Source organism: Pararhizobium sp. (assembly GCF_965279435.1).
In the GTDB taxonomy this organism is placed as follows: domain Bacteria; phylum Pseudomonadota; class Alphaproteobacteria; order Rhizobiales; family Rhizobiaceae; genus Pararhizobium.
In genome coordinates this window covers 126,410-139,778 of the sequence record NZ_CBDIHY010000001.1, presented here as the reverse complement: position 1 = coordinate 139,778, position 13,369 = coordinate 126,410, and the positions used below count along the sequence as shown (strand labels likewise).

Sequence of the window (13,369 nt, the reverse complement as noted above, 5' to 3'; positions counted from 1 at the left end):
CCTAGCGCGCCCGTCCGGCAAGGCCACGCGGAAAAATGCAGATGATGGCGATGACCGCGAGGTAGAAGAAGAATTCGCCGAATTCCGGCATGAGGTAGCGGCCTGTCGTATCGATGCCGCCGAGCACAAGGCAGGCGAGGAGGGCTCCGGGGATGGAGCCGGCGCCACCAACGGAGACGACGACCAGGAAGGTCACCATGTAGCGCAGGGCGTAATAAGGCTCAACCGGCAGCAATTCGGCACCCAGCACACCGCCAAAAGCGGCAAGACCGACCGCGACCGAGAAGCTGACTGCGTAGATGATTTCAGTCCGCACGCCGAGAGCGGCAGCCATAGAGGCATTGTCGACGGAGGCGCGCAACTTGACGCCGAAGGCGGTTTTTTCGATCGCGTACCAGAGTGCACCGGCGACTGCCAGACCGCAGACGATGGCAAACAGGCGGTATACGGCGATCGTGCGGAAGCCGAGGTCGGCCGAACCTTGCAACGCGGGCGGCAACGGGATCGTTTTCAGCGTCGGGCCGAAGACATAGTTGGCGATGCCGATAATGCAGAAGGTGATGCCGATGGTCATTAGCACCTGTGTCAACTCGGGCGCGCCATAAATCCGCCGGTAAAGCAGCCGCTCGATCGGGATGGAGATGATTACGGTGCCGACAACAGCCAGAAGAACGGCGACGGCATAGTTGAGGCCAAGGTCTTGCGCTGCATAGGAGGCGATATAGCCGCCGATCATCGCGAAGGCGCCGTGGGCGAGATTGACGACGCGCATCAGACCCATGGTGACTGAAAGGCCAATCGAAATGACGAAGAGCACCATGCCATAGGCAAGAGCGTCGATGGCTATGCTGAAGGTCTGCATCGGGCGATGTCCACTCGGTTGTTGGCGGGAGATGGGAGAGCCCTCCCCTCCCCCCGCAATCGCGAAATCAGGGCAAGGTATCGGCAACACGGTCTTCGCCACTATATGCCGATACGATTTGCCGCCGGGACGTTTACTTGACGGCCGCGAGCCCAGGATCGCCCTGCTTTTCGAACGTCTGGATTTCCTTGTTGTAATAGGAACCGTCATCCGCCTTCGTCACTTCGCGTAGGTAGATGTTCTGCGTGATGTGCCGCGATTCCGGATCGATCGAAACCGGGCCGCGCGGGCTGATCCAGGACAGGCCCTTTACCGCATCAACGGCTTTCTGCGCGTCCTGTTCTCCGCCGGTCGCCTCGATCATCTTGTAGATGACATTCATGCCGTCAAACGCGCCGACCGAGGGGAAGGAAAGCTCGGCTGGATTGCCGATCGCCTTGGAGGCAGCTTCGATAAAGGCCTTGTTTTCCGGGGAGTCGTGGGAAACCGCATAGTGGAACGTCGTCTGGATGCCGAGGGCCGCATCACCGAGAGCCGGCAGGTCGGATTCCTGTGTCAGGTCGCCAGGCGCAAAAAACTTGATACCGGCAGCCTTCAGCCCATTTTCATTGTAGGCTTTTACGAAGCCGAGTGTCGTCGGACCGGATGGCAGAAAGGCAAAAACGCCCTGCGCTCCGGAATCCTTGATGCGCTGCATGATAGGACTGAAATCGTTGGTGGAAAGCGGCATGCGGATCGCTTCGACGACTGCCCCGCCCTCTTTCTCGAAGCCGGCCTTGAAGGCATTTTCGGCGTCGATGCCCGGGCCGTAGTCGCTGACGATGGAAATGACCTTGGCAACGCCAGCGTCATGCGCCACCTTGGCGATCGGCGTCGAGGTCTGCCAGGTGGTGAAGGACGTGCGCACCACCAGCGGGCTCTTGGTGACGATCGCAGATGTTGCGGCATTCATGACGATCAGCGGCACGTTCGCCTGTTTGAGGATCGGTGTGACCGCCATCGCATCTGGCGTGAAATAGAACCCGGCGAGATATTGCACCTTTTCCTTGACCACCAGTTCCTGTGCCAGCGCCTTGGATTGGGCCGGATCGGCAGCCGGCAGGTCGCGGTAGATGATCTCGACAGTGTCGTCGCCGATCGTCGTGCCGTGCATCGCCATATAGGCGTCGATACCCGCCTTGAAGTTTTTGCCCTGCAGCGCAAATGGTCCGGAGAATGGACCGACGACACCGATCTTGATCGTGTCGGCATAGGCACCACTACCCATGATGATGACCGCAAACGCGGCGATGATGGCCCGTTTCATGTTTCTCCTCCCTGAATGGCCGGCATGCTCCCGAAGAACCGGCACAGAATGACTGGCAAAGCAGCTGGTCTCAGTTTGTCATGCCGAATGGTAATGTAAAATGAAATATCAAAAGGGATTCCATATGCATTTGATTATGGTTCAGAGCCTTTGAGCGTGATCGCCGTGGCCATTGCGTTTACCGTTGCCGCATTTTCGGAAGCAGTTTTAGGCCGTTGAAGCGGTCAAATATACGCGACAAAACGGTGGTTGTAGTGGAGACTCTAAACCGGATGCGAGTGAGTCGCTTTTGGCTCCCCTCCCCCTCATTGGTCAGGACGTCGCCCAAATCAGAATTACACACATGAATCATTTCCTTGCGCGTTTTTCACTCTGGCACATTTGCAAAAACAGGAACGCTTTGGATTCATAGGCGAAACGTGTTGGCAAGCGCCGTAGATTCAGTTTCTAACCTCTCCGGTGTAAGCAACTGTTAACCAATAATTTCTTGCACGAATCGTTGCGTTGCGTATCGTCACGGTTATATCTCCCATCGGGCCATTTTACCGTGACGAAAGTTTTTCAACGTGAGCAATGCCATTCGAGCGTCCAAGATTGAGCGGAAGACCGTCGATGAGACGATCGGAGATCATGCGGCAATCATCAGCTCGCAGCTCCAGGCGATCAGCGAAGCGCTCTTTCCGCCAACGGCAAACAAGACCTTGCGCCGGTTCACCTCTGGCGAGGCAGCGAAGTTGATGGGCGTTTCGGATTCGACGCTGCGCAAGATGACGTTGGCTGGCGAAGGACCACAACCGGATCTGACCAGCAACGGCCGCCGTCTCTATACCCTACGCCAGATCAACGAATTGCGCGAAAAGATGGCGCAAACGGCGCGTGGCCGCGAAGCCTATAATTTTGTACCGCGCCGTGGTCCCGAGGATCATCTGCAGGTGATAGCCGTTACCAATTTCAAGGGCGGCTCCGGCAAGACCACGACCTCGGTCCATCTCGCCCAATATCTGGCGCTGCAAGGCTACCGTGTTCTGGCCGTCGATCTCGATCCACAGGCGAGCCTTTCGGCGCTGCTCGGTGTGTTACCGGAAACGGACGTGAAGTCGAACGAGACGCTCTATGCGGCGATCCGTTACGACGACGAGAAGCGGCCTTTGGCCGACGTCATCCGCAATACGTATTTTGATGGCCTCGATCTCGTTCCGGGTAATCTTGAACTGATGGAGTTTGAGCACACGACGCCCCGCGCCCTGACGACAGGTGCCCGGGATGCCGATGGGATTTTCTTCACGCGCGTTGCGCGCGCCCTCGATGAAGTTGCCGACAATTACGATGTTGTCGTGATCGACTGCCCGCCCCAGTTGGGTTACCTCACACTGAGCGGACTTTGTGCCGCAACCTCGATGGTGGTGACCATTCATCCGCAGATGCTCGACGTTGCGTCGATGAGCCAGTTTCTTCTGATGACGCATGATCTTCTCGCGGTCGTTCGCGAGGCGGGTGGCGAACTGAAATACGATTTCATCCGTTATCTGCTCACGCGCTATGAACCGCAGGATGCGCCGCAGACGAAAGTCGCCGCCCTCCTCCGCAATCTGTTCGATGACCATGTCATGACCAATCCGATGGTGAAGTCGGCGGCTGTCTCCGACGCCGGGTTGACGAAGCAAACGCTTTACGAGATCGGCCGCGAAAACCTTACCCGGTCAACATACGACCGGGCGATGGAAGCCCTTGATTCCGTCAACAGCGAGATCGAGTCCCTCATCCGACAGGCTTGGGGACGGACGCCAAGATGAGTTTGCTTCACGCGCCGCAGTTGATGTGTTGGGAACTCCCAACGACAGGTTTCCGAGACACCAAGGTGCTTGTTGGAACGACGGCGAGTGCGAGTTTTTCCGTCAGAACATCGTCGTTGGGAACTCCCAACGATCGCGCTTTACGATTGAATGAAGGTGGCCCGCTGTGAGCCGAAAAGATACCGTCAACACGCTGTTCATGCGAAAGCCCGAAGGATCGGCGCCGGTCGCTGGTGTCGAGAAGAACACCGATCGCGTCCGCAGCGGTGCGATCTCGGCGATGGGCGCATCGCTGCAGGAAATGACTGAAGGTGCTCGTAGTGCTGCAAGATTGCAGGAGCAACTGGCTTCCGGTTCGTCGGTGGTTGATCTTGACCCATCGCTGATTGACCACTCTTCGGTCAGCGACCGCATTTCCATCACTGTTGATCCGGGCTTTGAGTCGTTGGTCGATAGTATGCGCGAAAACGGCCAGCAGGTTCCCATCCTGGTCCGGCCGCAACCGAAGTCGCCCGGACGTTTCCAGGTCGCCTATGGCCGCAGGCGGCTGCGTGCAGCGGCGCTGCTTGGGCGAACAGTGCGGGCAATTGTCCAGACACTGACGGATAACGAGCTTGTCATCGCGCAAGGGAAAGAGAACCTCGACCGGCAGGACCTTTCTTATATCGAGAAGGCGCAGTTTGCGCGCCGTCTGGAAGATGGCGGTTATGATCGCACCACGATCATGGCGGCACTTTCGACCGACAAGGCTGATCTCAGCCGCTACATCAGCATAGCCAGAAGCATTCCCGAATACCTTGTTCAGGCGATCGGGCCGGCGCCAAAAGCCGGCCGGGCGCGGTGGGCGGCATTGGTGGATCGGGCAGAGCGCAAGCAGCATATGCTTGAAGCGCTGATCACCGGACCGGATTTTCTGGCCGGTGATAGCGACGCACGCTTTAGCCGTGTCTTTGAAATGCTTGGAGCCGAACCAGCAAAACGGAAGCCGAAAGCTCAGGAATGGAAAAGCCCACAGGGACGCAAGGCGGCGCGCATCGAGCGCGACGATGTCCAGACGCGAATCGTTTTTGACGAACGACAGGTTCCCGAGTTCGGCGGATATCTCGCCGATCGATTGGACGAACTTTATGCGGAATTTACGGCAAGCCTGAAACAGGGCGGTCGGCAATAGCTTATACCGGGTCCCTGCAGTGCAGGGGCCTTTAGATCAACCGCTATCGAAGGATAGTCACAAGGGAAAATTAGGCAAAGAAAAAGGCCCCCGAAATCTATTCCGGAAGCCCTTCTCGACTGTTTGGCGACTGAGAGAATCACACTTCCTGGAATCGTAGTCAAGTCTCTTCATCGAGATAGACGTCATTTCGACGTGCCGGATAGCTTTGTCCTTGCGAAAGGCAGAGGCGATGGAAAGTGGAAGTGTAACGACGCCTTTTGGGCGGCGGCCGATGACGCTTGGCATGTTGGCAAGCCAACTTGTGTCTCGGGATATCGAAGACGGTAAAAGCATCGATAAGTGGAAACTCTATCGGGCGCTGTGTGAAGCCAGGCCGCTGATTGGGGTGACCGACCGTGCGTTGGCGGTGATGAGCGCATTGCTCAGCTTCTACCCGAAAGATGAGCTGTCCGAGACCAATGGTCTTGTGGTGTTCCCATCAAACGCACAGTTATCTCTGCGATCCCACGGCATGACCGAACAGACGATCAGGCGCCACCTGGCGATTTTGGTTCAGGCCGGACTGATCGTCCGAAAAGACAGTCCGAATGGCAAGCGCTACGTGCGCCGGGGCAGTACGGGCGCTATCGACGATGCCTTCGGGTTTTCTCTTGCGCCACTGCTTGCCCGTGCCGACGAACTGGAGGAACTCGCAGCACAAGTGGTCGCCGAGCGGCTGCAGCTGCGGCGGTTGCGCGAACGGCTGACATTGTGCCGCCGCGACGTCGCCAAGCTGATCGAGGCTGCACTGGAAGAGGGCGCAAGCGGCAACTGGGAGATGACCACGACCCATTTCCGCGCTCTTGTAACGGCAATTCCCCGCACACCGACGGCAATGGAAGTGACGACAACGCTGGGTGAAATGGAAACGTTGCGGGAAGAGATCGTCAACCAATTGGTAATGCAGCTTAAAACTAAAGATATAAGCGGCAATCCCTTCCAAAATGATCGGCATATACAGAATTCAAATCCCGAATCTATTTCTGAATTTGAACCTGCCAATGAAAAATGGCAGGGCGAAAATTCAGAACCCGGACAAATGCCCCCTAGAACGGCGATGACGCGGCAAAAGCGTGATGGCGACGGCAAACCAAACAGCGCGGCTGCGACAACCGGCGAGGGCGAACAAAACTCCTCGGCGGCAACTGGCAAGGTGAAAGCCTTCCCGCTGGCTCTGGTGCTCCAGGCATGCCCGGAAATCATCCTCTATGGCTCTGGAGGAGCGATTTCAAGCTGGCGAGACCTGATGGCCGCCGCTGTTGTCGTGCGGTCGATGCTTGGGGTCAGCCCCGATGCCTATCAGCAGGCGTGCGAAATACTCGGGGCCGAAAATGCAGCGACGGTGATTGCCTGCATTCTGGAACGGGCAGGGCATATCAACTCCGCCGGCGGCTACCTGCGGGACCTGACGCGGCGGGCGGAAAAGGGTGAATTTGCCATCGGCCCGATGATTATGTCGCTTGCGCGGGCGAATGAAAATTCTCTGAGAAGGGCCGGCTAGAAAGGGCTGATTAACCTTTATTTTCTATTGAAAAGGGGTGTGCCCATTACGCGTGAATTTTGAGTGAGCAGGTCCCTATGCGTCTTTCCCGAACCAACTTTTCGAACGGCTTCGATAACACTGGGGATCAGCCCGCAGAACCGGACAATCATCTGGGAAAAGCGGAGCCGCAACGCCGCATCTACGGCGCTCCCGCCGATGTGAAAAGCGATGAAGGCCTCCTTGAAGCGGACACCGATGCGATGGCTGAAATTGAGGGGCGAGGGGAGGCCCCGGTGTGGCAGAGCGCTTTTGTGCTTGGCCCGAATGTGCGCTTCACCCGCACCCCGGAGAGTGTCTATTCGAAGCGGCCGGCCAGCGACCCCAGGAAGGATGCCGAGGAGACAGTCCCGGCTGAGCAACCGGTTGCCGAAGTCGTAGAAACTATCGCGGTAGTCGAAGACTATTTGCCGGTTATCGAACCCGTTCTTGACGACACGCTGGCTGTTTCCGGAATTCAGTTGCTTTCGCTGCGTTTGAGGCAGGAACTTGAAACATCCTTGAATGAAGCCCCTGCGGTCGAATATGCAGGTCTTGCCGATATCGACCTGGCGTGTTTTCCGGCTGGAGAGGAGCAAGTGTCTGGAGATCTGACCGAAGCGACGGTCAAGCGCACCGGTTCCTTCCTTTACGTGTCCGACGAAGTGTTCTGGGACACTCTGGATATGGAGGCCGATATCAATGCTCTGACGCCGGTCATGCATTGGCAGCCTCCAGAGGTTGTTTCTCCTGCGGGTTCGGTCACGGCACTTTATCGCGAAATCGGTGTTAAGGCGGCCGATCGTCCCGTTGCTGCACCCGTTGTCAGCCGGTCCGTGCCCATCACCGCGCCTTTACCGATTGTCGAAGAAGAAATCCGGCCGGTTGTTGCCGAGGTCGCAAGCCTGGTCGAACCCGTGCGCATCATTAAGCCGCCTGTGGCGGTTTCCAGACCGATCCGGGCTGTCCGTCCGGATACGTTCATGGCCATCCCCGAAATGACGACAGAACCTGGTGCAGCCGAATATGTCTTTCCCCCGATAGACCTCCTGCAGGAACCGTCCGTCCAGGAAACCGCGGTAATCACCCAGGAAGCGCTGGAGCAGAGCGCTGGCCTGCTCGAAAGCGTGCTTGAAGATTTCGGTGTCCGCGGCGAGATCATCGACGTTCGCCCCGGTCCTGTCGTTACGCTTTACGAATTCGAACCGGCGCCCGGTGTGAAATCCTCGCGTGTCATCGGTCTTTCCGATGATATCGCCCGCTCGATGTCGGCGCTGTCGGCGCGTGTTGCCGTTGTGCCAGGCCGCAATGTCATCGGTATTGAGTTGCCGAACCCGGTGCGGGAAACGGTGTATTTCCGCGAACTGATCGAGTCGGAAAACTATCAGGAGACGCGCTTCAAGCTGGCGCTTTGCCTTGGCAAGACCATTGGTGGCGAACCGGTCATCGCCGAACTTGCGAAAATGCCGCATCTTCTGGTCGCCGGGACGACGGGCTCCGGCAAATCGGTCGCCATCAACACGATGATCCTGTCCTTGCTCTACCGGCTGAAGCCGGAGGAATGCCGGCTGATCATGGTCGATCCAAAGATGCTGGAATTGTCGGTTTATGACGGCATCCCGCATCTCTTGACGCCTGTCGTTACCGACCCGAAAAAGGCAGTGATGGCTTTGAAATGGGCCGTGCGGGAGATGGAAGACCGGTATCGCAAGATGTCGCGGCTCGGTGTGCGCAACATCGATGGTTACAATGCACGCGCCGCAATGGCCCGGTCAAAGGGCGAAACGATCCTGTGTAGTGTCCAGGCCGGCTTTGATCGCTCGACCGGCGAGCCGATTTTTGAACAGGAGGAAATGGATCTCGCACCGATGCCTTACATCGTCGTCATCGTCGACGAGATGGCCGACCTGATGATGGTCGCCGGCAAGGAGATCGAAGGCGCGATCCAGCGTCTGGCGCAGATGGCACGTGCTGCCGGTATTCACCTGATCATGGCGACACAGCGCCCGTCGGTCGATGTTATCACTGGCACGATCAAGGCTAATTTCCCGACCCGCATCTCCTTCCAGGTGACCTCGAAGATCGATAGCCGCACCATTCTGGGCGAGCAGGGCGCCGAGCATCTGCTGGGGCAGGGGGATATGCTGCATATGGTCGGCGGCGGCCGGATCGCCCGTGTGCACGGGCCGTTCGTCTCCGACGAGGAAGTCGAAAAGGTCGTCGCACACCTGAAGACGCAGGGGCGCCCGGAGTATCTCGGTACGGTGACAGAGGATGCCGAGGAAATCGACGGGCCGGTGGAAGAGGACGCTGCGGTCTTCGACAAGGGTGCAATGGCGGAAGAAGACGGCAACGACCTCTACGACAAGGCGGTCAAGATCGTTTTGCGCGACAAGAAATGCTCGACGTCCTACATCCAGCGCCGCCTGCAGATCGGTTACAACAGAGCCGCGTCGCTGGTCGAGCGGATGGAGCGGGAAGGGCTGGTCGGATCGGCAAACCACGTCGGCAAACGATCGATCCTGTCCGCAGGCCGCGAAGTCGCAGAAATGCCAACCGGCGATGAAGAATAGGCGGGCTGGCGGTTCCGGCGTATAGGGTGTTGTGAACTTCGGTGGGATCGGCGCTGTTCCTAGGTGTTCAGTCCCGGCATTTGATGGATCGGACTTGACCTGAAACGTTCGGGTTCCATTGTCCAGCATTTGCAGATGAATTCGTATGGAGTGAGGCCTTCGAGTGTCTTGAGGCGGCGCCCGAAATTGTAGGCTGCGACGAAGTCTTTGAGGTGCGTTCTCAGTTGGGCATGGTCATCGTAGTGGAAGCGTTTTACGGTTGCGTCCTTGATGGTGCGGTTCATCCGCTCGACCTGACCATTCGTCCAGGGATGTTTCACCTTGGTCAACCGATGCTCGATACCGTTTTCGTCGCAGACCCGATTAAAGATGTGGCCGAAATCGTAGATGTCACGGGTGCGATTGGTGAACTGAATTCCGTTGTCCGTCAGCACGGTATGAATTGCGTAAGGAACGGCTTTGACCAGATTGCGCAGGAACTGGGCTGCGGCCATCTTGCCTGCCTTCCCGTGCAGTTCGACATAGGTAAACTTGGACGTCCGGTCGATGGCGACGAAGAGGTAGAGTTTGCCCTCGGCGGTCTGAACCTCAGCAATATCAATGTGAAAATAGCCGATGGGATAGGACTTGAATTTCTTCTTGGCCGGCTTGTCACCCTCGACCTCTGGCAGTCTGGAAATCTCGTGCCGTTGCAGACATCGGTGCAGCGATGAGCGCGTCAGGTGAGGAATGGTCGGCTGAAGAGAATAGAGGCAATCGTCGAGTGGCAGCAGAGTATGTCTGCGGAACGCGACAATCACGGCCTCTTCCTCAAGTGGCAAGACTGTCGACTTCGGCTCTTTGGGGCCGGTGGCCAGATCGGAAACAAAAGTCCGTTTCTTCCACTTCGTAACCGTCTTCTGGTTGATCCCATAGTGCTTCGAAAGCGCCCTCAGGCTCTCTTGACTATTTTGCATTACTCGACGGACTGCCTCAGTCGTCGTGGCGCTGCCGTGTAAAATCTGCCCCATAGTGCATCCCTCCAGGCATGGGAAAATAATGCACCATCAAAACCCGGGATCAAACAACTAGGCCAACGGTAGGGGAGCCTGCTGGGTATTCTGTAAAGCAGAGTACCGGAACTACCGGAAAGCGAATTCGCTGATAGGGTCAGTGATTTTAGGTACGGTTGTCGAGGTTAAATGATATGCGACCGATAATGCAACATTATCGGTCGTTGTAACCACGTTACGAGTGGTGCGCTTATTTGAAAAAAAGTCCGGTTTAAGTACACGGTCCGAAATCACTTAAGCCGGAGATCGACCATGATAACGCAGGCAACTTTGAAGTCCTTGACTTTGCGTGTCCCGACCGTCGGCCCATGAATTAGAGCCGTCGCCGCGATCAACACATCGACTCCATCGCGCCGATCGGGAACCCGCATGCCCCGAAACCTGACTGGGTCGAGGCACGCGGCCAGCGTGTCGAAGATCAGTTGGTACGATAACGTGCCAGCCAGTGTGCATAAGGTGGCGGCAGCGTCGCCCAGGCCGGATTTTCGATGTCCAACGCTTTGGCTGCGGCATAAGGCCAGTGCGGATCTGTAAGAAGCGGCCGGGCCAGCATCACCAGGTCGGTCTTTCCACTCTGGATGAGCGCGTCGGCCTGCTCGGGATCGCTGATGAACCAGCTGGTCGATGCTGGCAGGCCAGTTTCTGTGTGGACGCGTGCGGCTGTCTCGGCCAGGAAATTCGGCCCCCAGGGAATCTGGGCCTGGGGTGTGGAGAACCCGACGCTAACATCGATGGCGTCAAGACCTGCGTCCTTGAAACGGCTGACCAGGGCGATCGATTCCTCGAGGGTTTCTTCATCGCGACCGTCGAACTCGATCACGCCAAAACGAGCGGTCAGCGGAAGATTCTCAGGCCAGACTTTGCGAACAGCCGCGAGTGTTTCCAGCAGAAAACGGCCGCGGTTTTCGGCACTTCCGCCATACTCGTCCCTTCTCTGGTTAGAGTGGACTGAGAAAAAGCTCTGCGCCAGATACCCGTGCGCGAAATGCAGCATGAGCCATTCGAACCCGGCATCGCGCGCGCGTGCTGCCGCAGCCACGAAATCCTGCTGTACGCGAAGAATGTCTTCCTTCGTCATCTCGGTAGGCACTTTGCCGAGATCTCCGCCAAAGGCCAGCGCCGATGGTGCGATGGTCGGCCAGCCGCGCGGGTCGCCATCGGCAATATGATCGTCGCCTTCCCAGGGGAGATTGGCGCTCGCCTTGCGGCCGGCATGGGCAATCTGGATGCCAGGCGTAGAACCTGCAGCCTTGATAGCCTGGACGATCGGGCGAAGCGCTTCGGCTTGGGCGTCGTTCCAGATGCCGACATCGCCGGGCGTAATCCGGCCCTCCTTTGAGACGGCGCTTGCCTCAAGGACGACCAGACCCGAGCCGCCACGCGCCAAGCCCGCGTAGTGGGGAAGGTGCCAATCGGAAACCACGCCGTCCGTCGCCATGTACTGGCACATGGGCGAGACTGCAATGCGATTGCGTAGGGTAACGCCCTTGAGCTTGAAGGTGTCGAAAAGTCTTGGCATTCGTAAACTCCAGTGAAAAGGTCAGCCTGATCTATCCATTCGTTAGTTCGATTACAATAGAACAATAGCGAGAAGGCGAGATCGGTGATAAAGATGGTGATATGAGAATCATGAAGCATCCAGCCCTGCACGAGATCAGCATCGAGCAAGTGTTCTACGCGCTTAGCGATCCCGTTCGTCTTGAGATTGTGCAGAAGCTCTGCGTTACAGACGAAGCAACCTGCAGTGCGCTAGATGGTGGCCGGCCAAAATCCAGCGTATCGCATCACTTTCGGGTGTTGCGTGAAGCAGGCCTTGTGTGGACACGCAATGAAGGCGTCTCACATATGAACGCACTTCGGCGTGCCGAGCTGAATGAGCGCTTCCCTGGCCTGATAGACGTTGTTGAGGCCGCGATCCACAGCAGGGCAGGGCAGGGTGCGGCCTAAGTCCGCCTCGTGATCAAACTGACCAAACTGCGCTTCGGAGAAGTCTGCCAACAATGCCATTCCTGCTCGGCGTCGGGCAATGGCGCGAGCAGCAAGTCCCAACCTCCCGACAACGTCGTCCGTAGGCAGCAAGACATCGCGCTCTCGAACGCTGCGACACGTAACATGATGCCTCTGATCCGCGCGTCAACATGTGGCGGCCGGACGCTACTGTCTCGGTCACGACTCGTGGGGGATTGCACTTTCAAAACAAGAATTGCTTTCCCTTCATACTCGCCGGTATAGGCACTCCGAGCCTAGACAAAACAGTGGGTGCGAGGTCGAGTTGGTCGAGGAGGGTATCGACAGGCAGGCCATCGCCGCTGCCGAACCAGTAAAACGCAAAGTCCTGCATGTCGTCATCATGGCCGCCGTGATGTCCGCGGCCGGTCTGGCCATGGTCAGCTGTCACGATGACTTCGTAGCCATTCTTGCGCCAGCGCGGCAGGAAAGCGGCAAGCTGAGCGTCGATTGTAAAGCAGGCAGCGTCCATCTGCGAGCAATCGTGGCCATATCGATGCCCCATACTGTCCAGCGTACAAGTGTGCAGGATGCCGTAGTCGATGGAATGCCGCTCGGTCAGCATGGTGAGCGTTGCGAACAGATCGAGATCGCTGGGTGTCATCTGGTTTTGGTGGTTGTAGCCTGCCATCGTATGAAAACGGCCGTGATGTATGGGGCCAGCCGCCTCGTCATACTCGATGTCACGCACCATATCGAAGGGCGCGCGTTGAAAAAAAGTTGACCAGAACGAATGGGTGACGGCGCCTGTCTTGCCGCCGGCCTTTGAAACTTCGGAGAAGATGTCGGGCTGCTCGACGCGAAAGAGCGTCTCGTTGGACAGGACGCCGTGGACCTGGGGCGGCACGCCGGTATGGATCGAGGCGTAGCAGGATGCCGAGGTGGAGGGCAGCACGGAGCGCATCTTCCAGACCTGCGCCTCGCCGGCCTGGACCCAACCCTCGAGATTGCCCATGAGCCGCCGCGCGGTGCGCCAGGGCTGGCCGTCGAGAATGATAAGCAGAAGTTTGCTGCGAAGAGGCATGGTGCTGTTCGGTTACCTGT

General features: G+C 57.7%; 10 protein-coding genes and 1 pseudogene. 5 read left to right on the top strand and 6 right to left on the bottom strand.

The genetic code is table 11. The features are described 5' to 3' along the window. Position 1: 1 nt before the first annotated feature. Positions 2 to 862, bottom strand: a complete 861-nt coding sequence (locus ACQY8Q_RS00650; protein WP_428423618.1) for a branched-chain amino acid ABC transporter permease — start codon at positions 860 to 862, stop codon at positions 2 to 4. Between the two features lie 133 nt (positions 863 to 995). Next, positions 996 to 2,168, bottom strand: coding sequence for an ABC transporter substrate-binding protein (locus tag ACQY8Q_RS00645; protein WP_428423616.1), 1,173 nt, complete (start codon positions 2,166 to 2,168; stop codon positions 996 to 998). 566 nt (positions 2,169 to 2,734) lie between these two features. Between ACQY8Q_RS00645 and repA the strand changes: the two genes are divergently transcribed. The 4 genes from repA to ACQY8Q_RS00625 all read left to right on the top strand — a co-directional run bounded on the left by repA (position 2,735) and on the right by ACQY8Q_RS00625 (position 9,266). Further along, on the top strand, positions 2,735 to 3,961 hold the full coding sequence (repA, locus tag ACQY8Q_RS00640) for a plasmid partitioning protein RepA (RefSeq protein ID WP_428423614.1): 1,227 nt from the start codon (positions 2,735 to 2,737) through the stop codon (positions 3,959 to 3,961). 166 nt (positions 3,962 to 4,127) lie between these two features. Continuing rightward, a complete protein-coding gene (gene repB / locus ACQY8Q_RS00635; RefSeq protein ID WP_428423612.1) occupies positions 4,128 to 5,132 on the top strand; it encodes a plasmid partitioning protein RepB in 1,005 nt (334 codons plus the stop codon). A 232-nt stretch (positions 5,133 to 5,364) separates the two neighbouring features. After that, positions 5,365 to 6,675, top strand: a complete 1,311-nt coding sequence (gene repC, locus ACQY8Q_RS00630; protein ID WP_428423977.1) for a plasmid replication protein RepC — start codon at positions 5,365 to 5,367, stop codon at positions 6,673 to 6,675. A gap of 77 nt (positions 6,676 to 6,752) precedes the next feature. Then, positions 6,753 to 9,266: a DNA translocase FtsK gene (locus ACQY8Q_RS00625; RefSeq protein WP_428423610.1), complete on the top strand. Its 2,514-nt coding sequence runs from the start codon at positions 6,753 to 6,755 to the stop codon at positions 9,264 to 9,266. Between the two features lie 59 nt (positions 9,267 to 9,325). On the opposite strand, the gene ACQY8Q_RS00620 is transcribed toward ACQY8Q_RS00625, so the two are convergent. Further along, positions 9,326 to 10,276 carry an IS481 family transposase gene (locus tag ACQY8Q_RS00620; protein WP_428423608.1) on the bottom strand — a complete coding sequence of 317 codons (951 nt, stop codon included), beginning with the start codon at positions 10,274 to 10,276 and terminating at the stop codon, positions 9,326 to 9,328. A gap of 460 nt (positions 10,277 to 10,736) precedes the next feature. Beyond that, the gene (locus tag ACQY8Q_RS00615) at positions 10,737 to 11,837 is read right to left on the bottom strand and encodes an NADH:flavin oxidoreductase/NADH oxidase (protein WP_428423606.1); all 1,101 of its coding nucleotides are present in this window, start codon (positions 11,835 to 11,837) and stop codon (positions 10,737 to 10,739) included. A 101-nt stretch (positions 11,838 to 11,938) separates the two neighbouring features. On the opposite strand from ACQY8Q_RS00615, the pseudogene ACQY8Q_RS00610 reads away from it, so the two are divergent. Continuing rightward, positions 11,939 to 12,124, top strand: a pseudogene (locus ACQY8Q_RS00610) (ArsR/SmtB family transcription factor); the annotation flags it as partial. Between the two features lie 33 nt (positions 12,125 to 12,157). Here ACQY8Q_RS00610 and ACQY8Q_RS00605 read toward each other — a convergent pair. Both ACQY8Q_RS00605 and ACQY8Q_RS00600 read right to left on the bottom strand, forming a co-directional pair. Beyond that, positions 12,158 to 12,316 carry a hypothetical protein gene (locus tag ACQY8Q_RS00605; RefSeq protein ID WP_428423995.1) on the bottom strand — a complete coding sequence of 53 codons (159 nt, stop codon included), beginning with the start codon at positions 12,314 to 12,316 and terminating at the stop codon, positions 12,158 to 12,160. Between the two features lie 193 nt (positions 12,317 to 12,509). Continuing rightward, on the bottom strand, positions 12,510 to 13,349 hold the full coding sequence (locus ACQY8Q_RS00600) for an alkaline phosphatase family protein (RefSeq protein WP_428423604.1): 840 nt from the start codon (positions 13,347 to 13,349) through the stop codon (positions 12,510 to 12,512). Between the last annotated feature and the right edge of the window lie 20 nt (positions 13,350 to 13,369).

Bases quoted from the DNA above. Each gene is read 5' to 3' on its own strand.
- ACQY8Q_RS00625 (WP_428423610.1), top strand. From the start codon at position 6,753: ATGCGTCTTTCCCGAACCAACTTTTCGAACGGCTTCGATAACACTGGG.
- ACQY8Q_RS00620 (WP_428423608.1), bottom strand. From the start codon at position 10,276: ATGGGGCAGATTTTACACGGCAGCGCCACGACGACTGAGGCAGTCCGT.
- ACQY8Q_RS00600 (WP_428423604.1), bottom strand. From the start codon at position 13,349: ATGCCTCTTCGCAGCAAACTTCTGCTTATCATTCTCGACGGCCAGCCC.
- ACQY8Q_RS00615 (WP_428423606.1), bottom strand. From the start codon at position 11,837: ATGCCAAGACTTTTCGACACCTTCAAGCTCAAGGGCGTTACCCTACGC.
- ACQY8Q_RS00645 (WP_428423616.1), bottom strand. From the start codon at position 2,168: ATGAAACGGGCCATCATCGCCGCGTTTGCGGTCATCATCATGGGTAGT.
- ACQY8Q_RS00650 (WP_428423618.1), bottom strand. From the start codon at position 862: ATGCAGACCTTCAGCATAGCCATCGACGCTCTTGCCTATGGCATGGTG.
- repC (WP_428423977.1), top strand. From the start codon at position 5,365: ATGGAAAGTGGAAGTGTAACGACGCCTTTTGGGCGGCGGCCGATGACG.